Annotated in this window: 23 protein-coding genes; 8 read left to right on the top strand and 15 right to left on the bottom strand. The window is 32.0% G+C overall.

Features of this window, described 5'->3' with window-relative positions; all coding sequences use genetic code 11:
• Positions 1–144: 144 nt before the first annotated feature.
• The 3 genes from mqo to panB form a co-directional block, all read right to left on the bottom strand.
• On the bottom strand, positions 145–1,632 hold the full coding sequence (gene mqo / locus L987_RS11715; RefSeq protein ID WP_011302154.1) for a malate dehydrogenase (quinone): 1,488 nt from the start codon (positions 1,630–1,632) through the stop codon (positions 145–147).
• A gap of 249 nt (positions 1,633–1,881) precedes the next feature.
• Positions 1,882–2,730, bottom strand: a complete 849-nt coding sequence (gene panC / locus L987_RS11720; protein ID WP_011302153.1) for a pantoate--beta-alanine ligase — start codon at positions 2,728–2,730, stop codon at positions 1,882–1,884.
• On the bottom strand, positions 2,727–3,539 hold the full coding sequence (panB, locus tag L987_RS11725; RefSeq protein ID WP_011302152.1) for a 3-methyl-2-oxobutanoate hydroxymethyltransferase: 813 nt from the start codon (positions 3,537–3,539) through the stop codon (positions 2,727–2,729). The genes panC and panB overlap by 4 nt, the downstream gene beginning before the upstream one ends.
• An 82-nt stretch (positions 3,540–3,621) precedes the next feature.
• On the opposite strand from panB, the gene L987_RS11730 reads away from it, so the two are divergent.
• Both L987_RS11730 and L987_RS11735 read left to right on the top strand, forming a co-directional pair.
• The gene (locus tag L987_RS11730; protein ID WP_047504833.1) at positions 3,622–4,479 is read left to right on the top strand and encodes an oxidoreductase; all 858 of its coding nucleotides are present in this window, start codon (positions 3,622–3,624) and stop codon (positions 4,477–4,479) included.
• Positions 4,480–4,737: 258 nt separating this feature from the next.
• The gene (locus L987_RS11735) at positions 4,738–5,160 is read left to right on the top strand and encodes a DUF2871 domain-containing protein (protein WP_011302150.1); all 423 of its coding nucleotides are present in this window, start codon (positions 4,738–4,740) and stop codon (positions 5,158–5,160) included.
• Positions 5,161–5,301: 141 nt separating this feature from the next.
• On the opposite strand, the gene L987_RS14215 is transcribed toward L987_RS11735, so the two are convergent.
• The 5 genes from L987_RS14215 to L987_RS11755 all read right to left on the bottom strand — a co-directional run bounded on the left by L987_RS14215 (position 5,302) and on the right by L987_RS11755 (position 8,108).
• On the bottom strand, positions 5,302–5,724 hold the full coding sequence (locus tag L987_RS14215; RefSeq protein ID WP_270892861.1) for a sulfite exporter TauE/SafE family protein: 423 nt from the start codon (positions 5,722–5,724) through the stop codon (positions 5,302–5,304).
• Positions 5,725–5,736: 12 nt separating this feature from the next.
• Positions 5,737–5,952, bottom strand: coding sequence for a hypothetical protein (locus L987_RS14220; RefSeq protein ID WP_231558595.1), 216 nt, complete (start codon positions 5,950–5,952; stop codon positions 5,737–5,739).
• A gap of 423 nt (positions 5,953–6,375) precedes the next feature.
• Positions 6,376–6,690 (bottom strand): DUF418 domain-containing protein, encoded by a 315-nt coding sequence (locus L987_RS14225; RefSeq protein ID WP_231558599.1) that lies wholly within the window; start codon positions 6,688–6,690, stop codon positions 6,376–6,378.
• A 46-nt stretch (positions 6,691–6,736) separates the two neighbouring features.
• A complete protein-coding gene (locus L987_RS14230) occupies positions 6,737–7,393 on the bottom strand; it encodes a heparan-alpha-glucosaminide N-acetyltransferase domain-containing protein (RefSeq protein WP_231558596.1) in 657 nt (218 codons plus the stop codon).
• Positions 7,394–7,622: 229 nt separating this feature from the next.
• Positions 7,623–8,108, bottom strand: a complete 486-nt coding sequence (locus tag L987_RS11755; protein WP_011302146.1) for a helix-turn-helix domain-containing protein — start codon at positions 8,106–8,108, stop codon at positions 7,623–7,625.
• A gap of 41 nt (positions 8,109–8,149) precedes the next feature.
• Between L987_RS11755 and L987_RS13790 the strand changes: the two genes are divergently transcribed.
• Positions 8,150–8,311 carry an FCD domain-containing protein gene (locus L987_RS13790; RefSeq protein ID WP_107607408.1) on the top strand — a complete coding sequence of 54 codons (162 nt, stop codon included), beginning with the start codon at positions 8,150–8,152 and terminating at the stop codon, positions 8,309–8,311.
• A 212-nt stretch (positions 8,312–8,523) separates the two neighbouring features.
• The gene (locus L987_RS11760; RefSeq protein ID WP_047504841.1) at positions 8,524–9,450 is read left to right on the top strand and encodes a VOC family protein; all 927 of its coding nucleotides are present in this window, start codon (positions 8,524–8,526) and stop codon (positions 9,448–9,450) included.
• A gap of 286 nt (positions 9,451–9,736) precedes the next feature.
• Here L987_RS11760 and L987_RS11765 read toward each other — a convergent pair whose 3' ends face one another.
• The 3 genes from L987_RS11765 to nrdD form a co-directional block, all read right to left on the bottom strand.
• Complete coding sequence (locus L987_RS11765; protein WP_047504845.1) at positions 9,737–10,732, bottom strand: choloylglycine hydrolase family protein; 996 nt, start codon at positions 10,730–10,732, stop codon at positions 9,737–9,739.
• A gap of 81 nt (positions 10,733–10,813) precedes the next feature.
• Positions 10,814–11,350 carry an anaerobic ribonucleoside-triphosphate reductase activating protein gene (gene nrdG, locus L987_RS11770; RefSeq protein WP_047504847.1) on the bottom strand — a complete coding sequence of 179 codons (537 nt, stop codon included), beginning with the start codon at positions 11,348–11,350 and terminating at the stop codon, positions 10,814–10,816.
• Positions 11,347–13,197 carry an anaerobic ribonucleoside-triphosphate reductase gene (gene nrdD, locus L987_RS11775; RefSeq protein ID WP_047504853.1) on the bottom strand — a complete coding sequence of 617 codons (1,851 nt, stop codon included), beginning with the start codon at positions 13,195–13,197 and terminating at the stop codon, positions 11,347–11,349. Before nrdD ends, nrdG begins: the two co-directional genes overlap by 4 nt.
• 200 nt (positions 13,198–13,397) lie before the next feature.
• Here nrdD and L987_RS11780 point away from each other — a divergent pair, with 200 nt between their 5' ends.
• Positions 13,398–13,715 carry an antibiotic biosynthesis monooxygenase family protein gene (locus L987_RS11780; protein WP_011302141.1) on the top strand — a complete coding sequence of 106 codons (318 nt, stop codon included), beginning with the start codon at positions 13,398–13,400 and terminating at the stop codon, positions 13,713–13,715.
• A gap of 121 nt (positions 13,716–13,836) precedes the next feature.
• On the opposite strand, the gene L987_RS11785 is transcribed toward L987_RS11780, so the two are convergent.
• From L987_RS11785 to L987_RS11800, 4 genes are all read right to left on the bottom strand, one after another.
• Positions 13,837–14,760: an AEC family transporter gene (locus L987_RS11785; RefSeq protein WP_011302140.1), complete on the bottom strand. Its 924-nt coding sequence runs from the start codon at positions 14,758–14,760 to the stop codon at positions 13,837–13,839.
• A gap of 726 nt (positions 14,761–15,486) precedes the next feature.
• Positions 15,487–16,113 carry a DUF4064 domain-containing protein gene (locus L987_RS11790; protein ID WP_011302138.1) on the bottom strand — a complete coding sequence of 209 codons (627 nt, stop codon included), beginning with the start codon at positions 16,111–16,113 and terminating at the stop codon, positions 15,487–15,489.
• 271 nt (positions 16,114–16,384) lie between these two features.
• On the bottom strand, positions 16,385–16,837 hold the full coding sequence (locus L987_RS11795; protein ID WP_047504855.1) for a MarR family winged helix-turn-helix transcriptional regulator: 453 nt from the start codon (positions 16,835–16,837) through the stop codon (positions 16,385–16,387).
• A gap of 22 nt (positions 16,838–16,859) precedes the next feature.
• Complete coding sequence (locus L987_RS11800) at positions 16,860–18,293, bottom strand: YhgE/Pip family protein (protein ID WP_047504860.1); 1,434 nt, start codon at positions 18,291–18,293, stop codon at positions 16,860–16,862.
• A gap of 400 nt (positions 18,294–18,693) precedes the next feature.
• On the opposite strand from L987_RS11800, the gene L987_RS14315 reads away from it, so the two are divergent.
• From L987_RS14315 to L987_RS11810, 3 genes are read left to right on the top strand one after another with little or no spacing between them, the layout of a single operon-like run.
• Positions 18,694–18,888, top strand: coding sequence for an ATP-binding cassette domain-containing protein (locus L987_RS14315; RefSeq protein ID WP_251465530.1), 195 nt, complete (start codon positions 18,694–18,696; stop codon positions 18,886–18,888).
• Positions 18,889–18,929: 41 nt separating this feature from the next.
• A complete protein-coding gene (locus L987_RS11805; protein WP_250644996.1) occupies positions 18,930–19,574 on the top strand; it encodes an ATP-binding cassette domain-containing protein in 645 nt (214 codons plus the stop codon).
• A gap of 4 nt (positions 19,575–19,578) precedes the next feature.
• Positions 19,579–20,331 carry an amino acid transporter gene (locus tag L987_RS11810; protein WP_047504862.1) on the top strand — a complete coding sequence of 251 codons (753 nt, stop codon included), beginning with the start codon at positions 19,579–19,581 and terminating at the stop codon, positions 20,329–20,331.
• Positions 20,332–20,470 lie beyond the last annotated feature (139 nt).

Consider the following 20,470-nt stretch of genomic DNA (forward strand, 5'->3'; position numbering starts at 1 on the left):
TACAATCTCCCCCTACATACTTTAATACTATGTAGGGGGATTTTTCTATATTGACTATTAGACCATGTGTTCATTTATAAATCTTTACTTCAGGCCACAAAAAATCCCCTTGATGCCACAGCGCACCAAGGGGTATATTTTTGACTATTTATGATTTAATTCTAATTCAGCATTACTTGCTTGACGTATTTGTTTCAATAAAGCATAGTCCTCAATTAATGATTGACCATAAGATGGAATGATTTCTTTTAGTTTAGGCTCCCATTGTTTAAGTTGTTCTGGGAAGTTTTTCTCAATAACTTCTAAAGCAACTGACACTGATGTAGACGCACCAGGAGATTCACCTAATAAAGCAATCACAGAGTGATCTTTTGAATTAACTACTTCTGTACCAAATTGGATAAAGCCTCTGCCGTGTTCCTTAGTATCTTTTATAACCTGAACACGTTTACCTGCTTGCATAATATCCCAATCCTCATCTTTAGCATCTGGAACAAAGCGACGTAATTCTTTCATACGGTCTTCTTTTTTAGCTAACACTTCTTGGATTGAATATTTAATTAATGGGAAGTTTTTCGCTGCAGCTGATAACATCGTTATAACATTACTTGGATTGATAGATTTGAATAAATCTAAGTTTGAACCATTTTTCAGGAATTTTGGTCCAATTGCTGCGAATGGTCCAAATAGTAATGAATTTTCATCTTGAATATAACGTCTATCTAAGTGAGGTACAGTCATTGGTGGTGTACCTTCAGGTTCTTTACCATAAGCTTTAACTTCGTGCTTAGCTACAACTTCAGGATTATTACATACTAAGAATTCTCCCGTGATTGGGAAACCGCCTAAATGTTTACTTTCTGGTATACCTGTTTTTTGTAATAATGGAATCGCTGCACCGCCAGCTCCAATAAATAAGTAGTCTGTAATATGATGTTCTACTTTTTTCGTTTTAAGGTCTTTAATTTTAACTTCCCATTTACCATCTTTACGACGACTAAAATCTTGTACTTCATGACGATAGAAAAGTTCTGCATTGTCATGTTCACTTAAATTTTTAGCCATTTTTCTAGTCAATTCACCGAAGTTAACATCCGTACCTTCATCAATTTTACTAGCCGCTACGGTTTCATTTGGATCGCGACCTTCCATCATTAGTGGCATCCACACTTTTAATTTTTCATGATCTTCTGTATATTCGATACCTTTAAACATTGATAAAGGAGATAATGCTTCAAAACGTCTTTTTAAAAAGTTTACGTTTTTATCACCTTGAACAAAGCTAATATGAGGTAATGGTCTAATAAAGGCTTGCGGATTTTGAATTTGTTTACTTTTCACTAAATGAGACCAAAATTGTTTTGAAATCTCGAATTGTTCATTAATTTCTTTCGCTTTTTCAACATCAATTGAACCATCTTTTTGCTCTACCGTGTAATTTAATTCACATAGTGCAGCATGTCCAGTACCTGCATTATGGCGTTCATTAGAACTTTCAATTGCAGGTTTGTCGAGTCTTTCAAAAAGTTTAATATTCCAATCTGGTGCAAGTTCTTTTAATAATGTCCCAAATGTCGTACTTAAAACACCAGCACCAATTAAAATAACGTCTTTAGAATTCTTTTCACTCATCATTTTTCCACCTTTCGTATTTACTTTTCAATAAGTCATTTATAATAATTAATAGCGATGTATATTCATATAGTAACTATTTTACGTATAATTTATCTATACCCTATACTACCTATTATTATCATAAAACTATTTTCCTTGATAAGAATCTTCCATATTAATGATAAAACAACCATCTATAAATGTAAAATCTATATTGCAATACTATAAATCATAACATTTATATTTATTCAAGATTAAATAGCGTTATTATCCTTCAATAATAATATTGTCAATTAAGCGCGCTTTACTAAATTTGACAGCGAGTGAAATAAAAATGCTGTCTTTGATTTGTGTTTGCTCGACAAGTTCTGGATAACTATATATTGCAACTGTTTCTATCGTTCCACTTGTATGTTCTGTTAAGTAGTCCCGTGTCGCTTTGATAATTTTTTCGCTATTACGCTCTCCATTTTTATAAAGCGATTGTGCTAGACATAAACTTTTATACAGGTGAACCGCTTCTATACGTTCATTTTTAGTAAGATAGATATTACGCGAGCTTTTCGCTAATCCATCATCCTCTCTAACAATATCTACACCTTTGATTTCAATTGGATGATTGAAGTCCTCTACCATTTTTTCTACTATTGCCAACTGCTGTGCATCTTTTTTACCAAAATATGCTTTATGCGGACGTACAATATTAAATAATTTATTAACAACCGTTACCACACCATCAAAATGTCCTGGACGTTCAGCACCTTCCAAAACGGATGCAAGTCGGCCTGCTTTTAATTCAATTGTCGGTAATTCTGGATACATTTCTTTAACAGTTGGATGAAAGATATAATCCACGCCTACAGATTCAGCTTTTGCAGTATCACCTACAATATCACGTGGGTAAGAATCTAAATCTTCGTTCGGACCAAACTGTAATGGATTGACAAATATACTAATAATCGTCACATCATTTTCATTCAATGATAATGACATCATCTTTAAATGCCCGTCATGCAATGCCCCCATGGTAGGAATAAACCCAACTGAACGACGCTGATTATGAAGGTTTGCTATAATACTTCTCATTTCTTCTATTGTTGTAATTAACTGTGTCATTCTGTAACCTCATTCATAATTTGCTTTTTATAGGTATGGGCCTCACCAGGAAATTGTTCCGCTTTCACCTCATTGTTATATTGCTTTAATGCATCAATGCCCACTGAGAAATCACCAAATTGTTTAACAAATTTCGCTCTATGTTCTACAGCATAATTTAATAAATCATGATAAACCAATACTTGTCCGTCTGTTTCTTTTCCTGCCCCAATACCGATAACAGGAATATCTAGTTTATCTGAAATTTCTGCAGCTAAATCGCTTGGGACTGCTTCAAGAACTAACATCACAGCGCCCGCTTGTTGCACAGCATAGGCATCTTCAATAAGTTGTCGTGCAGCTTCTTTATTACCAGCTTGCATTTTATATCCCATAATACCAACACTTTGTGGTGTTAATCCCAAATGTGACACAACTGGAATACCCATATTGCTACAATTTTTTATATATTGAGTTAAATGTGCACCTTCTGCTTTGATTGCATTGGCATCTGTTTCTTTATATAGTTTTACCGCTATTTCTAAATCATATTGATCATTGACACCTACTGCCCCGAAAGGTACATCCACGATCAAATATGTATTAGGTGCACCTCTTCTAACTGCTTTTGTATGATGGATCATATCTGCTACAGTAACCTGAACTGTACTATCATAACCTAATACCGTCATTCCTAATGAATCACCAACTAAAATGATGTCTATATCAGCCGCTTCGACTTGCTTCGCACTTGGATAATCATATGCTGTCACCATTGAAATTTTTTCTTTATTCACTTTTAAATCTTGTAACTGATTTAAAGTTTTCATTTAAAATCAACTCCACATTTTGATATATTTACATTGTTATCCATATATTAACCAATCTTTTTAGAAAAGGAAATAAAATAATATGAACAATGTCGCAATTATAGGTCCTGGTGCAGTAGGAAGTACCATTGCATTTGATTTAAGAGACGCCTCATTAAATGTAAAATTACTTGGTCGCCGCAATGAAACGCTTCACTATTATTCAAATAATGCTCTTGACACTAAGTATCAACTAGACGTGTGCGCACTTAATGAATACCATGAAACCGTAGACTTCTTATTTATCACTGTCAAAATTCCCCAACTGGATACCGTTTTAACATCGTATCAACATTTATTACATAAAAATACGATAATTATCCTCGCACAAAATGGACACGGCCAATTACACAAATTTGATCATCCTTATGTATATCAAGCTGTCGTATATATTAGTGGCCAAAAAACAGGGAATACCATCACACATTATCGTGATCACAAATTAATATTAGACCAAAATGCACATACGCAAGCATTGCATCAATGTATATCCAATTCTTCTCTTAATATTGAACTTACCACTGATATCGATAACGCTATTTGGTACAAGTTACTCGTAAACTTAGCAATTAATAGTGTTACAGCCTTAACTCGTTCTAATGCATCAGTATTAGAAGTACCAGGGATAAAAAAACTCTGTGAACAATTACTCTTAGAAGGCATTAACATCGCCAAAGCTGAACACGTACACTTTGAACCAAACATTGTAAATACAATACTTAATATTTATGATGGCTACCCTGCTGAAATGGGCACAAGCATGTACTATGATATAGTTGATGGCAGATCCTTAGAAATTGATGGTATTCAAGGCTATCTATTCTATAAAGCAAGAAAACATCATTTAAATACACCTATTTTAGACACGATATACCACCTACTCCTTGCGCAACAAAAATAAATAATAGCACTTTTAATATTCAACTTTAATTAACATGAGCGAGACGGAACAAACCATTTGAAATGATTGTCCCGTCTCGCTTTTGTTTCTTTAATAGGTACTCAGTCCTTAATACAAAGAACTCTGTAATGTATATAAGCAAAATGACATGATATTAGATAAATATGACCTTTGTTATGTCTTTTTTCTAAATTGTTCATATTGTGTTCATAAATTAACTTTATATTGTAATTATTAACAAATTGGAGGTACACATTTATGAAAAAATTAATGTACAGTTCTGCTTTTTATACTTTATTAGGTTTACTCAGTGGGCTATTTTACCGCGAAATGTCAAAAGCAGAAAACTTTAGCGGATACTCACAATTGAACATCACACATACGCATTTATTAGTATTAGGCACCATCATGTTCTTAATATTTATGATTATCGAATTTCAATTAAAGTTAACCTCAAACAGACAATTATTTAACTATTTCTTTTATATTTTCCATTTAGGTGTATTAATTACGGTTACGATGCAATTTATAAATGGCATCGCGGCTATGAAAGATTTTAATGTAAGTCCTGCTATCGCTGGCATTGCTGGGTTGGGTCATATTATGATTACGCTTGCTTTTATATTATTCTTTGTTTTATTAAATAAAAGAATCAATGCGTATACTGGTAAAAACGTATAATAATATATAATAAACCCTGCTTTCGCTATGATGTGAAAGCAGGGTTTTTAATGAGCAAAAATAAGTAACAATCCTAAAAATGCGATAAATAAATATAGCCATTTATCAAAATGATAATCTAATGTGTGGCGTTTGCAATATTTACCAATTAACACTGAAATAAGTAAAAACGGACATGCTAAGAAAAATAAAGGGTAATGTAGCACTTGTCCAAATATCACCTGTACCCTGTCCGATAACAACTAAAATGGCTGTTATTAAAAAATGAACTTGTATGGTGCTGCTTAATGTTTTTACAGATAAGCCAGTTAAAGTACTATATATCACTACTGGCACACCATGTGAATTATAAAGACTGCCTAGCACACCAGAAATGATACCTGTTAGACCAGCCCATGCCTTTGATTTTAATATCATTTTGGCTTTATTTTTGAAATAAACCTTTCTCAAAAATGCATAAGTTCCATATGAAAATAAAAATAAACCAAGTAACCATTGAACCACACTTGTATTTACAAAATTTAAAATCCATATACCTAATGGAACCCCTAAAAAACTACCTATTAATAGTGTAGCTCATAACCTATATTCAATATTTTTAAAATCTAAAAAAATATTGAAACTCGCTACTAAAATGCCTGCTAAACCGATAACCGAAACTGAAGTATGTATATCTAAACCAATAAGTGTTAGCAACGGCATACTAACTAACGCTTCTCCAAATCCAAAGTATGTTCTTACTAAACCGCCTAAAAATATTGCAAATAGAATTAATACGCTAATTATATCCATATAAATCTCCCAATCATTAGCAAATACCAAGTATTAAAAACATTTTTAAATATGATTCTATTTCAATATAAAATATAACATTGTTTATTAGAACATTCACTGATTCATTAAATATATGCTTAACAGGGAGTGAGGGAGAAATCAAATTGTTTAATTGAGATGTCGTAGCCTTATCTATGCAATCAAGGCAAGGATGACTGGGAGGAAAAAGTTTTCCTGAGCTGAAGCTCATGCATAAGTCTCCTAGAATTTTATGCAGAATACATAAGCTTTGGCTTATGCATAAGAACTACTGATTTTCATAAATTGAAAAAGTAGTTCTTTAAACCAGTGAGACTTTTCATTTTCAATTCAGAGTTATCTACTACCTAAATCAAAAAGCGTCTAAGACATCTATTTTTGGCCCAGACGCTTAATTGGTTGTCACTTTATTATTTTAATCTTTTTCATATAGGTTGCCATTTTCCAAATGTATTCTAAAGGACCTAACTTAAAATATTTTAACCAATAGGTGCTAATCAATAATTGAAAAACATAAACACATACACATATCCATAGAGTGTCCACGTGCGTCCAGTCCTTCCCACTGAATATTGAAATCGCTAAATAAATTAACAATGTTTGTCCAATATAGTTTGTTAATGCCATGCTTCCATAATACTTTAATGGAGATAAAACTTTTCTAGCCCAAGAAATATTTAATAATAAAATAAGACACGATGCATAAAATATACTCATAAACGGTGAGAAAATCGTAATCAAGTGATGATAGTGATCTACATTTTCAGCATAATGAATTAATACTTACTTCCGATTTTTGTCGTAATAACTTAAAGTTCGGTACTACATACGCCTTCTCTAATAAGTACCAACCAATCGTTGAAATAATACCTGAAATCAAAGCAACGACTGACCATATTTTATATCTATTAAATTTAAAAATCATCCCAAATTGCGCACTAGCTAACCCTAAAATAAAATAAGGTAATGGTGTCAAAATTTTAGCATCAAGATATAAGACCATAATCAGTAATAGGATGCCAATAACTAGATTAATAAATTTATTAAGGTTAAAAAATGGTATCAACAATAATCCAAAAATTGAGTATACTACTAATGCTTCTCCTGGTTGAAGTTGCATATGAATCAATCCAAATATAGCTAGGATCAGAATACGGCGCAGATATATAAAATATTTATTTCCAGGTTTCTCTTCTGCTCTTTGCATAAAAATATAAAAACCAATACCAAATAAATATGAAAAAATAGAAAAAAACTTACTTTCTATAAAAAAATCTAAAAATTTCTTATATGTTATATCTTGTGACGACTCAGGTATACCGATATTCGCAATGACTACAATATTTACGAGCATAATACCTATCAAAGCGAATCCTCTCAAAAAATCTAATGTTTCAATTCTTGTGTTTATTTGATTCAAATTCATACTCCTTTTTTCTCTAATTTAATAAATAGGCTTACTGCACAGTGCCTTATTTTAGCATTGTGATCTCACTCACCTCCTGCTTTTCACATGAAAAAAGGATGACAAATTTGTTATATAAAAAAACAGAAACATAAAATCTTTTATCGTTAGATTTCATGTTTCTGCTCCCCATATATATTATTTTCTACCGTACCATTATATCTAGCACTATATGCTTACTTTGTTATTTGTAATCAATCACCATAGAAATGAGTGTCATGTCTTCACCATGATTGGTGTAACTATGTGTGATATCGGACTTAAACCTCAAGGCATCTCCTTTACCTAAATCAATGACTTCGTTCTCTAAATGCATTTCTAATTGTCCATCTACAATAATAATTGATTCTTCCGAACCGGATAAGTGTGGTTCTGAGTCTAACGTCGCACCTGGATCTAATTCTACATAGAAAAACTCAAAAGATTTACTTTTTTCAAATGGAAAATAAGGGTACACACGATATTTCCCGTCATCTTCAGTTACCGGTACAACATCCTCTTTATTAACCTGCACATAATCTGACTCCGCTTCACTCATCAAACTACTAAAAGACAGTTTTAACCCGTTACTGATTTTCCAAACTGTATTAATAGAGGGAATGGTATTCCCCTTTTCAATCTCATTCAATGAAGATGTACTGACACCAGTAAGTTTTGATAGTTTTTCCAAACTGATTTTATTTTTCTTTCTATTATTTATTTAGTCAAACCGTGATAAATAAGCGTAGACCAGGACTTATTGAAGAACATCGAGAAATTGTTACTGCGCTTTTTAACAGAGATATTGATTTAGCAGTATCCTTATTAGAATCACATTTAAAAAATGATTTGGAATTCAGTCTATATTATTTAGACTTCAAAAATAATAAATAATATAAAAAAGTACGCGTCTCTATTTCTTCGAGATTCGTACTTTTTTATCATTCCACTGTCTTTTTCTTTAAATGTAATAAATTTGCAACTTCACATGAATCCATTTATATTATTACTATTAGTATATTTTTTATACTTATTAAGTTTATTTTTGTTCTAAAAGGAAATGATTATAGCAATTATGATATAAATTGCTTTTGGAGGTCTCTTTTATGAATATTATCGGACATCATCATATTTCAATGTATACAAAAGGTGCACAAATCAATAAAAATTTTTACACACAGACATTAGGCCTACGCCTAGTTGAAAAATCTGTAAATCAAGATAATCCAACGATGTACCATTTATTTTATGGAGATGAAATCGGTACACCAGGCACATTGCTTAGCTTTTTCGAAATTCCAAATTTAGGTAAAAACCGTCCAGGTACGAACAGTATACATCGCGTATCACTACTCGTTCCCGATGAATCTGCATTGATTTATTTTGAACGTCGTTTAAATGAACAGCATATCACAACAACACAAATGACTTATTTAAATCATCATGCGCTGTTATTCAAAGATATGGATGGTTTAGAAATATTATTACTTGCAAATAACCATCGCAACACACCTAACGCTTGGAGAAAAAATCCTTATACAGATATTCCAGAAGCATATCAAATTTTAGGTATGGGGCCAGTGGAACTGCGCTTACGCGACATTCAACCAACACTTCATTTTTTAAAAAATGACTTACGTTATTCGTTAAGAGAAAATGTAGATGAAACTGTATTGACATTAGATTCTGATGGGCTCTATACGGATTTTGTCTTAGTTGAAGAACAAGGTTCACGTGCTCGACCTGGACAAGGTTATGTGCATCATATTGCAGTCAATACGCCAAATGATTCAGATTTGTACGCTGTGTTAGATACAATCAATCATAACCCGGGAAATCATAGTGGCATCATTGATCGCTACTTTTTCAAATCCCTTTACTATCGCCATAATAGCATTATGTTTGAATTTGCAACGGCAGCACCTGGTTTTACAGTAGATACAGCGATTAAAGATTTAGGTAAAAAACTGAACCTCCCCGATTTTATGGAAAATCAAAGAACAGAAATTGAAGAGAAATTACATGATTTATAAAGAAGGCTGAAAATAACAATCTTAAAAATAAATGCATTAGGTGTTTTGATTTAGATAACATATTTCAAATATATTTAATGCACTTACGTTACACCCTATTTAAATTGTTGTTCAATTTTTTCATCTAAAACTTGAATGATTGCATTCCAAAATCTGACTATTTAATCCCACATCTACCTATTACTTTCAAAAATAAAACGGTGCCAAGAATCCTAAATAGAAATAGGTTCTCGGCACCGCTTCTGTCTATCATGAAATTTAATTCACGAGACCATTTTATTCATATTTATGAAGATGCATGATTCAATTTATTTGTTACAAATGCTTGGACTGGTTCAAATATTGTCATGTCTTCTTTTAAAATCAAATCTTCTGTTAATTGTAATTCGGTAATTTGATTTGTGTCATACCACTTGAGGTACATTGTGCGAGTTGTTAAATTAAATACCGTTTGATATAACGTATAATGCATATCGCCGTTTTCATCTAAGACAGCGCCTTTAGGTATACTCACACTATCTAATAATTTAAAAGCATCCATCACATCGTATTCTGGATCTTCACTTCCAATTAAATAATTTTTCAAATAAGCTGTTTTAATGAATCGTTCCGGTGACGTATAACCACCAGGCAATCCATAAGTACCACCTTCATTGCCTAAAGAGCCTAATGATTGGCCCATGACATTTTTAGCTTCGGGTTTATGCGGTGTGACAGCTGTATAATTTCTTAAATTCTCATAATGCCAATTTAAATCTGGATTATTTGTCAAAACACCGATTGGATTCTCGTTAATTACAATTTTCCCATCCTGGAAAGTAAGTTCAACTGAACGACCTGTATCATCTGTAATATGATAATGTAATGGTGGGACTTCAGCAATATCATTAAGCACGTGTGCGACAACATTTACTTGCTTACCATTTTCAATCAAGTCATCAATATTTTTATTATAGCCAAGCACCCATGTAATCACTTCATTTTGAGCGATATTCATATATCCTTCACGCACTTCTGTCGCATATGAAGCATAGCCTCTAAAATACTGTATCGATACACCTACACCGTGCTCATTTAACCCATCACCAAATAAGAATCCTTCCATGTCACTTCCTGCACCAATGAAGCCATATTGTGTTTTACCTTTATATTCGACACGCGATTCCCAATAGAAATGACGTGGTTGTACTGCAGGTTGACCCTCTAAGTGATAAACAAAGTCCATTGTTCGACCAAGTATCGCCTGCTTACTTTTTGATAAAAATGAAAATCCTGTACACATACATTATCTAATCCTTTACATTATGATGACTTATATTTTGAGGATTCATAAATGCCTTTGAGCAAATCATGTATATTATAATTAACTTTTGATATACTCACACACCCTGCGCCTTTGCAATGATGCTTGAACATCGATCACGCGTTGATTCATTGAGCCTTTATACGGTAAATTAGGTCTATATAAATGATTAATAAATGGACCATCTACTAAGACGTCAATGAGCTCAAGCAATGTCTTTCTTTCTGCTGAATCTCGCTCTAAATATTCAAATAAAAAACCAGTCCATACCCATAATGATTTGGTATTTCCAAAACGTTTTCTAAAAGTTTGAGCACACTTCAAAGTGATATCTACATTACAAAAAGGTTCGCCACCAAGGATACTGAGTCCTGAAATATAATTTGGCGCACAGTATTCCATAATTTCTTCTAATGTGTCTTCATGAAATGGCTCACCGTATTTAAAATTTTGAGCCACTTTATTATAACAATTTTCACAGGCAAATGGGCAACCTGAAACATATAAACTGCAACGCACACCTTCACCATCTACAAAGCTTTGTGCTTCTATTTTAGCGATATGGCCTTGCCCATGTCTTATTTTTAAAATATTCATACTGATGCATCTTTCAAATGTTTAACGCGCGCGCACATTTCTTTATGGCGACCTTCTATCGTAGGGCGTTGAACAGGATTGCCTAAATAGCCACACGTACGTTTAACCACATCTACCGACTTAGGATCATCATTGCCACATTGCGGACACTGATAGCCTTTTGCAGTTGTTTTAAAATCTCCGTCAAACCCACATTTTCTGCAATGGTCAATTGGGATATTTGTGCCTAAATAACTTACTTTATCGTAAGCATAATCCCAAACCGCTTCCAATGCCTTTAAATTATGATTTAATTTCGGGTACTCGCAATAATGGATATAACCACCACTCGCATATTCTGGATAATCTTTTTCAAAATCAATTTTCTCAAAAGGCGTCACATCTTTTCTAACATCATAATGGAATGAATTTTGATAATAACCTTTATCTGTGATATTAGCTATTTCTCCAAATTGTTCACGATCTAGTCGACAAAAACGATCCGTTAAGGATTCACTTGGTGTGCTATAGATACTAAACCAAATATCGTATTGCTCTGTCCATTTTAACTGATATGCTTTCATCGATTTTAATATATCTAATGTAAATGCTTTTGCTTTAGATAAACTTTCCCAATGAGGCCCATAAAATACCGTTGCCGCTTCATATAACCCAATATATCCTATAGACAAAGTTGCACGTTGCCCTTTAAATAATGTCATAATGTCATCTGTTTCTTTTAATCTGTGTTTAAATGCCCCGTTTTGATATAAAATCGGTGCATTCTCTGGCGTAGCTTGTGCAATACGTTCAATTCGATAAACCAGTGCATCGTGCATTATGGCCATACGCTGATGAAATATTTTCCAAAAAGCTTCCATGTCACCTTTTGATTCCAGAGCAATCCTTGGTACATTCAGTGTTACCACACCTAGATTACAGCGGCCATTATTCTCATAATGACCATCTTTATCTTTCCATGCAGGTAAGAATGATCGGCAACCCATAGGTGCTTTAAAATCTCCTAATAGTTCCACTGTTTTATCATAGTTTAATATATCTGGATACATGCGTTTAGTTGAACATTCTAAAGCGAGCTGTTTAATGTCATAATTGGGATCTGACTCATTTAAATTAACACCTCTTTTAATTGAAAAAACTAATTTAGGAAAAATTGCAGTAATACGGTCTTTACCTAACCCTTTAATTCTAGTAGATAATATCGCTTCTTGAATCTTGCGGCTATATCGATCAGTTCCTAATCCAAAGCCGAGTGTAACAAAAGGTGTCTGCCCATTCGAAGTGTATAGCGTATTGATTTCATACTCGAGACTCTCAATGGCATCCCCAATGTCTTGCGTTACTCGCTCATCTACATATGTATCAATGACTGACTCATGTACAAATTTTTCTGCAATTTGTCGATGTTTCATTTCATTAAATTTTGCGTATTTACTCAACAATTCATCAACGCGATCTATTGTACAGCCGCCGTATTGACTACTAGACACATTAGCAATAATTTGTACTAATTGTGCTGATGCAGTCTGTATAGATTTCGGTGACGTTACGGTCGCATTACCTATTTGAAAGCCATGTGACAACATACTTTCTGCATCAATTAAACAACAATTCGTGAGTGGTTGGAATGGATGATAGTCTAAATCATGAAAATGAATGTCTCCTGCTTCATGGGCTTGAGCGACATGCTTAGGTAATAAATAATCCAAAGCATACGACTTAGACACTACACCTGCTGTTAAATCTCTCATAGTCGAAAATGTAGCACTATCCTTATTAGCATTTTCATTAACTACAGTTGGATCTTTCGTAATGAGATGCTTTAAATTTTTTTCAAGTTTGTTCATATTAACCCTCATTTCTATATATAGTATATACATTAATTATAAAACACTATATATTGTGTTTCAAATCTGAAGATAGACATTAACAAATTCGTCAAAAGTTTATTAACACTTCGTGAATTTTATTTTGAAATTTTCATTAGAGCGAAAAATTTATTAGTGCTAAAATAATATATGTATTTAATTTATAAGGAGGGATTGTAATGTTTGTAGCAGAAGTTGCTTTTTCGACTAACAAGGAACATGAACAACAACTATATAATAAAGTAAAGAAAACACAATCCGAGTTGCATAATGTGGCTGGTTTAAAATCATCAGAAGTGTGGACAAAATCTAAATCAGATGATGTTGAATATGTTGTTGTAAGTAAATGGGATGAGAAAAAAGATTTTCAAAATTGGGTTGCTAGACCTTCTCATGTTGAAGAGCATAAAGCAATGCATAAAAAATCTAAAAATGGTGAAGCTGACAAGCCACCTTTTCAAAAGACATTACGTCAATATACAGTAGTAGAATTTTAAATACTTGAATCATATAATAAAATCAAAGGTGAACATAAGTGACTTAAAATCATAATTTAATCACTTATATTCACCTTTTTTTAATTTCATGAGCAAGCACATCACGATATAGCTGCTCCTATTAAAATAATATTTTAGACATGTATATCACGATGACAACTGTAATGGCACTTAATAAAGTAGATAAAAAGACAAGTTCTGCTGCTAATTCAGGATGATTGTCATATTCTTGTGCGATAACTGAACTATTTACAGACGTTGGCATTGCTGATGCGATGAATAATGTTTGAGCTATGATGCCCTCTATCCCCATGATTTTGATAATAACAAGGGCAATCAAGGGCCCTATAATCAATCTTATAAAAACATACGCATAGGATTTGGACCACTTCAAACTAAATTTGATATTAGATATTTGAGCACCTAGCATTAATAACGCAATCGCAATCATAGCATCGGCAACATAATTCGCTGGTGTCCAAATAAATTCAGGAATAGGTATATGATTGTAATTTAATATAATTGCTAGTAATAATGCATATAACACAGGCATTTTAAAATAACCTAAAAGTGCCTTTAACTTTCCTATATGTAAAGATTGAATCGCAAATACACCATAAGAAAACGTGAATATGTTCTGCAAAGATAACACAATAACTTGAACAGACATTGCTAATGGATCGCCTTTGAAAACCAAATCATTTACTGGGACACCGTAGTTACCCGAATTAAAGAACATCAGACTGTTTGTAAGCGTTGTTGTCTCCCCTTTATCCGTTTTACGGAACATAGACAATAACTTACCAATAAGAAATAGTACAAACATATAGATTACGAAGAAAATGATAATGTAAAACAATAAACTTAACGCAAAATGCGTCTTGTAAAATTTCACAAAAATAAATCCAGGCACAAAGACATAGATATTAAGTTTGGCCAATGTATTTAAATCTAATGTAAATTTCTTTTGCAGTATGTATCCTAAAAATATCATGATAAAAATAGGTAAAAGTACAGTCTGTAGTATATATAACATTTCACTCATAAGCATCCCCCTTTGTTGCGCTTTAGTTATTTATGATTGAAGTTGCATTTTATAACTTTACTATTTAACCTATATTACTATTAATCATATCAGAATATTAATCGTTTGACTTTAACCATTAATTTAAAATCATTTTGTTTCACGTTAAACATTTTATGCATCTCAATAACATCATCCTTATGCCATATCTTAATTTTTTATACTGCTATAATTTTTCAGTTCACAAGAAAAAAGACCGAAACATCTTTATATGTCTCGGCCTAATTACCCTTAAAATCCTACTACGCTATAAAACGACTTTTCCATTCCTACAGACTAATCATCCTTGTTGCGTAGGCACTATGAAATCTTTCTTTGGAAATTCGATTTTCACTTATATGTGTTCTTACGTTATATACACAAAAAGCTGCATAAGCTTTTCTCTCTGATAACAATTATTTATCTTTCTTTTTATTACGATTTCTTTTTCTTTCTTCCAATATGGACATAGTAATAAAACCAACCACCAAAACAGGCAATAGCATGCCTAATGCCATCATCATCTTTCTCACCCCATTTTAATATTTAACTACTTTTAATCTCATTTTATTAAAATATATCACAATTTTTCTAAGTTTATATACATAATTGCTTTAAATATTGGTTTGCAATCTATGTATTATAAAATAGACTAGGCTACATTTAGTAACCCAGTCCATTTAGATATACAGATTAACAAAGTATCATTTAATACTTATAAGGATCTTCTTTCAATTTTTTTGATCTTTCATCTAGATCATCTAAGTTATCTAAATCTGTTTTATTATCATCTTTAGATTGTGAGTAAGCATCCTTTATTGTCTCTTGCTCATTTTCTTTTTGCTCTTCAGATAAAATAAATGAGTTATTACGCTCATTCACTTGAGATCCATCTTTAATATATGGATTTACATCGTCATCTTCTTCTTTGTCATAAATTGGTTCTTTCGGCTTTCTCACTAATAACATAATACCTGCAACAAGCCATAAAACCGCATTTATCCAATTTCCTAAGAATGAAATCACACCAGCGATAATTAATAAAACGCCTGCCACTTTTGGCTTTTTGCTAATTAAAAATACTGCTATAAGCGCTATGATTAATAGTATAATACCTAAGACTAAACCAGTAGTCAAAAGACCACTAAAAGTGCTAAATATCGTATTTCCGTCTTCATACGTGAAACTACTATCTTCTTGCATCATCTGACTAATGAATGCTTCTTTGACCTCGCCGTTACCCATCATAGGTATTAGAACAGCCATTAGTACAACACCAAGTATTTGTAAGACGATACCAATCCACGTCAGTACACGTTCTATTGTTCTTTTCATAACAATATACCTCCTGTGATTTTTAAAATAAATTTATTAGGACAATAATCTTTACCTACAATCTTTTTAAAAATATTTAATTATACAGTAATTATACTAATTGTTAATATTGAAGTCCATTTTTTACAAATAATAATGTTCGCTGAATTACGTATGTCTTATATTTTCATAAAAAATGTTAAATAAAAAGTGCCAATATCCTATAGAATCGAATTGGCACTTTTTATATTATAATTCGCACATTTGTAAATGCCACAAGTACATCTATTAACTACTTATGTGCTTTAAACGCATTAACGATATGTGTAAGTTGCTCAACGAAATGATGTACTTCTTCGGCAGTAAATTTATTACCTAGTCGATCTTTTACTGCTTCGGTCATCACTGCAGTCGCTCTCTGTAAAAATGTTTGACCTTCGTCACTTAACATAATCAGTTTAATACGTTTATTATCTGAATAAGCGCGTTGTACATAGCCCATTTCTTCTAATTTTGCGATGCGTTTAGAAGCAGCAGTTTTAAAAATATTTTGTAAACCCGCTAATTCATTAATTGTTACTTTGCCTTCATTTTTTATAATTCTCATCGCATCAATTTGTTCTCTTGAAAGTAAATTACTTAAACCTGTCTCTTTAACAATTTCAACTATCTCTTTATTTAAATGCAACATAACTATCTGAAATTTAGTAATTGCTTCTTCAATTGTTTTATCTACGTTTTCCAAATAAGTCACCTCCGTATTGCACTTATTTAAATTCTATTGAAAATGGTAAACGTTGTCTTTTGTTAAACCATAGTAATACTAAATATTGTAAAATCATCATTATGACAATAATACCAACGAGCAATGCTACTACAAATCCAAAGTTAAAGTGTCCTGCATTTGTAAAGATGGCTTCTCTATAACCCTGTATCGCATATGACATTGGAGAGAATGGGTGAATCCATCTAAAGAATTGTGCTGATAACTCTATTGGGAACATACCTTCACTCGCACTTAATTGTAATATGAGTAAAACCATAGATATGAATAGACCAATTCGATCTAATAATAAACTTAAGAATGTCGTAACAGTAATTGCTGCAATTGCCCATAGCAATCCGACTAAGATAAATTTACCAATGTTATCTATAGACATATTAAGTGCAAATATCGCCCAACTACTCATCAATAACGCAGATACCGCACCTTGTACGAGATACAATAATAACTTACCGAATGCTTGTTTTAGTGATGTAACATCTTTAGTTAACATTTTTCTCAGTGGGTATATTGCACTAAATGACACAGCACCTACAAATAAACTAACACTCGCCATATAAGGCACGATTGTTTCACCATATTTATCGGCTTCTGTAGCATTATTTTCATTTACTTTCGTTACATTATTTAACGCTTTTTCATTGTCACCTTCAAAAGCAACGCCGTCTTGTTGCTCTACAGATTGGTCTATTTGCGCTTTTAATTGATCATTATTTTGTTGCAATTGATTAAGTCCATCTGTGACTTGTTGATTGCCTGAAATTAATTGCTGTGCAGGTTGTCCTACTGTTGGTGCTAATTGTTTCAATCCATCCGTTACTTGCTGATTACCATCAATTAATTGTGATTCTGCATCAGACATGTCACCTAATGCATTTGAAGTATCCTTGAATCCAGATTGTGATTTTTTAGCACTAGCAAATAATTGATCTAAATAATTGGTACGAATATTATCCTTAATTGAATTTGTTACCGTATCAATTGCTTTTTGTGCTGATTGACTACCAGTATAACTAGACCCTGGATTGACTTGTGTTTCAATATTTATTTTTTTAGGATTTTTATCTAATAATGTCGTAGCGTTACTAGAGGCATCTTTAGGTATAATGATAGTTCCTACACTTTTACCTTTTTCTAATTGATTAAATGCCTCTTTTTTTGAAACTTCTTGAAAATCAAATTTATCGTTATCTTTTAATTTGTCGACAACATCATCACCTATTGTAACCTTTTCACCATTTAGCTTTGCACTTTGATCTTGGTTTACAATTGAAATTTTCAATTGATCTGTCTTATCATATGGGCTCCACATAGAACCTACGAATAAAGCAACATATAATAGCGGGATAGCTGCTATTGCAATAAGTGCTATGATTAACATTTTATTTCTGAAAATAAATTTAAATTCATTAAACATTTTCTTCTACCTTCCTATTTTTAAATTGTACACCCTGTGTACTATTAGGTTAAAATTAAACCCAAGAACGCATGAAATCCACCTTAGGCTATTGTTTACTATTCAAATTGATGAGGGATAGATCATATCTTTTGAATAGTACACCCCTTATACCGTTATCTATCATACTCTCCTTAAAAATCATTGTCAATTGCGATTTCAAAAATCTAGTAAATCCCTTTTTCTATAAACTAAAAATATATAAATTAAATCGTAAGTAGAATACATAAATTTTTAATAAAACAACTTATTTACTATATTGAACAAATTCATTTTCGTTGTTAAAATTAACTTATATAAGCGTAACATCAACAATTCATATAAATTTCATTAAAACTCTATTAATTCAAAGGAGGACATTATGTTAAAAATAGATGACCTTTATAAACGTTTTAAAGGAGCCGATTTTAATGTTATTGACGGTGTTTCATTAACCATAAACCGTGGAGAAGTCGTAGGTTTAATTGGAAAAAACGGCGCAGGTAAAACAACACTTATGAAAATGATTGCTAAAACAAAACGACCTACTTCAGGTGCTATATTTTTAATGGCATAGATATTTTCCAACATCATAATATACTTAAAAATGTAGGTATCATGATTGATACGGTTCATTTCAAACACTTTTCAGCTAAAAAGAATTTAACTTATTATTTAAAAGTTAATCATAAAACGCAGTACTTAAAAAATATCGATAATATATTAGATCTCGTAGGTTTATCACATACATATGGCAAAAAGGTAAAAGATTTTTCTTTTGGTATGAAACAACGTTTATCACTAGCTATGTGTTTAGTTGATGAACCTGAAATAGCTATTATGGATGAACCTTTTGTTGGTCTGGATCCAGACGGTGTTAATACGCTCATTCACTCGTTAAGAACTTGGGCTAGTAAAAAAGGAACCGCATTACTTATTTCTAGTCATCAATTAAATGAATTAGCAGAAGTCTGTGATCGCTTTGTTCTTTTAAAAGAAGGAAAACTCCAAAATATTGATTTCAATAAAGAACAATTGATAAAAATTGTAGTAAAAGAACAAATATATCCAGAACATCGTCAGGAACTTCTCAATTTGTTTTCTACAATAAAAGATATTGAGGAAAAAGCAGTTATCATGCAGTCAGGTTCTGAAGAGTATAATGAAATCATAAATTATTTAGTTAAATACTACACTTTAGAAAACACGATTAATGAACAAGATAACTTATATCAATATTTCGATGAGTTCGAAAGGAAATGATGATATGTTAATTAAAAATATTTTCACTACAGTATCTTCGCGTAACTCTGCAATTATCTTTTATGCAATAGCACTTTATCCATTTTTATATTTAATCACACTTATACTACCTACCAATTTTATGCAAATTGGAGGAGAGACGAATTCACTCTCTGGTTTAGAATTTTATTTTGTTATTTTACTTGCACAATCTCAATTTGCCGTACCATTGATTCTTATGACATATTTTGTCAGTTATTTATTTTTTGAAGAATATGAATCTGGTAGATTAATCTTTTATAAAGATATCAGCCGAATACGTCTATATAATTCAAAGTTAGTCGCCTTATTCTCTATGTATATAATATATTATGTAATATTATTTGTGTCTTCTGAAATTTTGTATTTTACGTATATACATCAATATGATTATGCTTCCGGTGCTTTCTTATCGAATGTTCATGAAACTAATTACAGTACAATATTATGTATCGTCGGTATTTTCTGCATTACTTTAATTGCAATATGCTTTTCAGTCATGTTATCTATGAAATTGTCTACTGGATTTAATATTTTAAGCGTTATTGTTTTACTTATGTTTATGGTTATCGCACCAATGATTCATGGACTCAAATATTTATTTCCAAATGGTTATGATCATGCGATTACGCCTTCAGACTTACTAACAAAACTAGGTTTAATGATATTAACAACTCTATTGTACTCAGTCATTTGCTACTTAGTAGGTTTGAAAATGTTCAAAAAATTAGAATATTAATATAAGAGCCTGCACTTTCTATTTTTGAAAGTGCAGGCTCTTTTTTATTTATCTTGAATTTCATTATTTCTACGTCTTCTAAGGAGTATGATTCCTCCAAGCGCAGTAAGTAATGGTATCAACCCATTATGTTTATCTT

Source organism: Staphylococcus sp. ZWU0021 (assembly GCF_000798895.1).
GTDB lineage: Bacteria > Bacillota > Bacilli > Staphylococcales > Staphylococcaceae > Staphylococcus > Staphylococcus saprophyticus.

Excerpts from the sequence above, each read along its gene's own strand:
- nrdG (WP_047504847.1), bottom strand. The coding sequence starts at position 11,350 with ATGAATATTTTAAAAATAAGACATGGGCAAGGCCATATCGCTAAAATA.
- L987_RS11735 (WP_011302150.1), top strand. The coding sequence starts at position 4,738 with ATGAAAAAATTAATGTACAGTTCTGCTTTTTATACTTTATTAGGTTTA.
- L987_RS11730 (WP_047504833.1), top strand. The coding sequence starts at position 3,622 with ATGAACAATGTCGCAATTATAGGTCCTGGTGCAGTAGGAAGTACCATT.
- L987_RS11805 (WP_250644996.1), top strand. The coding sequence starts at position 18,930 with ATGATTGATACGGTTCATTTCAAACACTTTTCAGCTAAAAAGAATTTA.
- L987_RS11790 (WP_011302138.1), bottom strand. The coding sequence starts at position 16,113 with ATGAAAAGAACAATAGAACGTGTACTGACGTGGATTGGTATCGTCTTA.
- L987_RS11765 (WP_047504845.1), bottom strand. The coding sequence starts at position 10,732 with ATGTGTACAGGATTTTCATTTTTATCAAAAAGTAAGCAGGCGATACTT.
- L987_RS11800 (WP_047504860.1), bottom strand. The coding sequence starts at position 18,293 with ATGTTTAATGAATTTAAATTTATTTTCAGAAATAAAATGTTAATCATA.
- L987_RS11810 (WP_047504862.1), top strand. The coding sequence starts at position 19,579 with ATGTTAATTAAAAATATTTTCACTACAGTATCTTCGCGTAACTCTGCA.
- nrdD (WP_047504853.1), bottom strand. The coding sequence starts at position 13,197 with ATGAACAAACTTGAAAAAAATTTAAAGCATCTCATTACGAAAGATCCA.
- L987_RS14225 (WP_231558599.1), bottom strand. The coding sequence starts at position 6,690 with ATGAGTATATTTTATGCATCGTGTCTTATTTTATTATTAAATATTTCT.
- L987_RS14315 (WP_251465530.1), top strand. The coding sequence starts at position 18,694 with ATGTTAAAAATAGATGACCTTTATAAACGTTTTAAAGGAGCCGATTTT.
- panB (WP_011302152.1), bottom strand. The coding sequence starts at position 3,539 with ATGAAAACTTTAAATCAGTTACAAGATTTAAAAGTGAATAAAGAAAAA.
- L987_RS14220 (WP_231558595.1), bottom strand. The coding sequence starts at position 5,952 with ATGGATATAATTAGCGTATTAATTCTATTTGCAATATTTTTAGGCGGT.
- L987_RS11780 (WP_011302141.1), top strand. The coding sequence starts at position 13,398 with ATGTTTGTAGCAGAAGTTGCTTTTTCGACTAACAAGGAACATGAACAA.
- L987_RS11760 (WP_047504841.1), top strand. The coding sequence starts at position 8,524 with ATGAATATTATCGGACATCATCATATTTCAATGTATACAAAAGGTGCA.
- panC (WP_011302153.1), bottom strand. The coding sequence starts at position 2,730 with ATGACACAGTTAATTACAACAATAGAAGAAATGAGAAGTATTATAGCA.
- L987_RS11785 (WP_011302140.1), bottom strand. The coding sequence starts at position 14,760 with ATGAGTGAAATGTTATATATACTACAGACTGTACTTTTACCTATTTTT.
- mqo (WP_011302154.1), bottom strand. The coding sequence starts at position 1,632 with ATGAGTGAAAAGAATTCTAAAGACGTTATTTTAATTGGTGCTGGTGTT.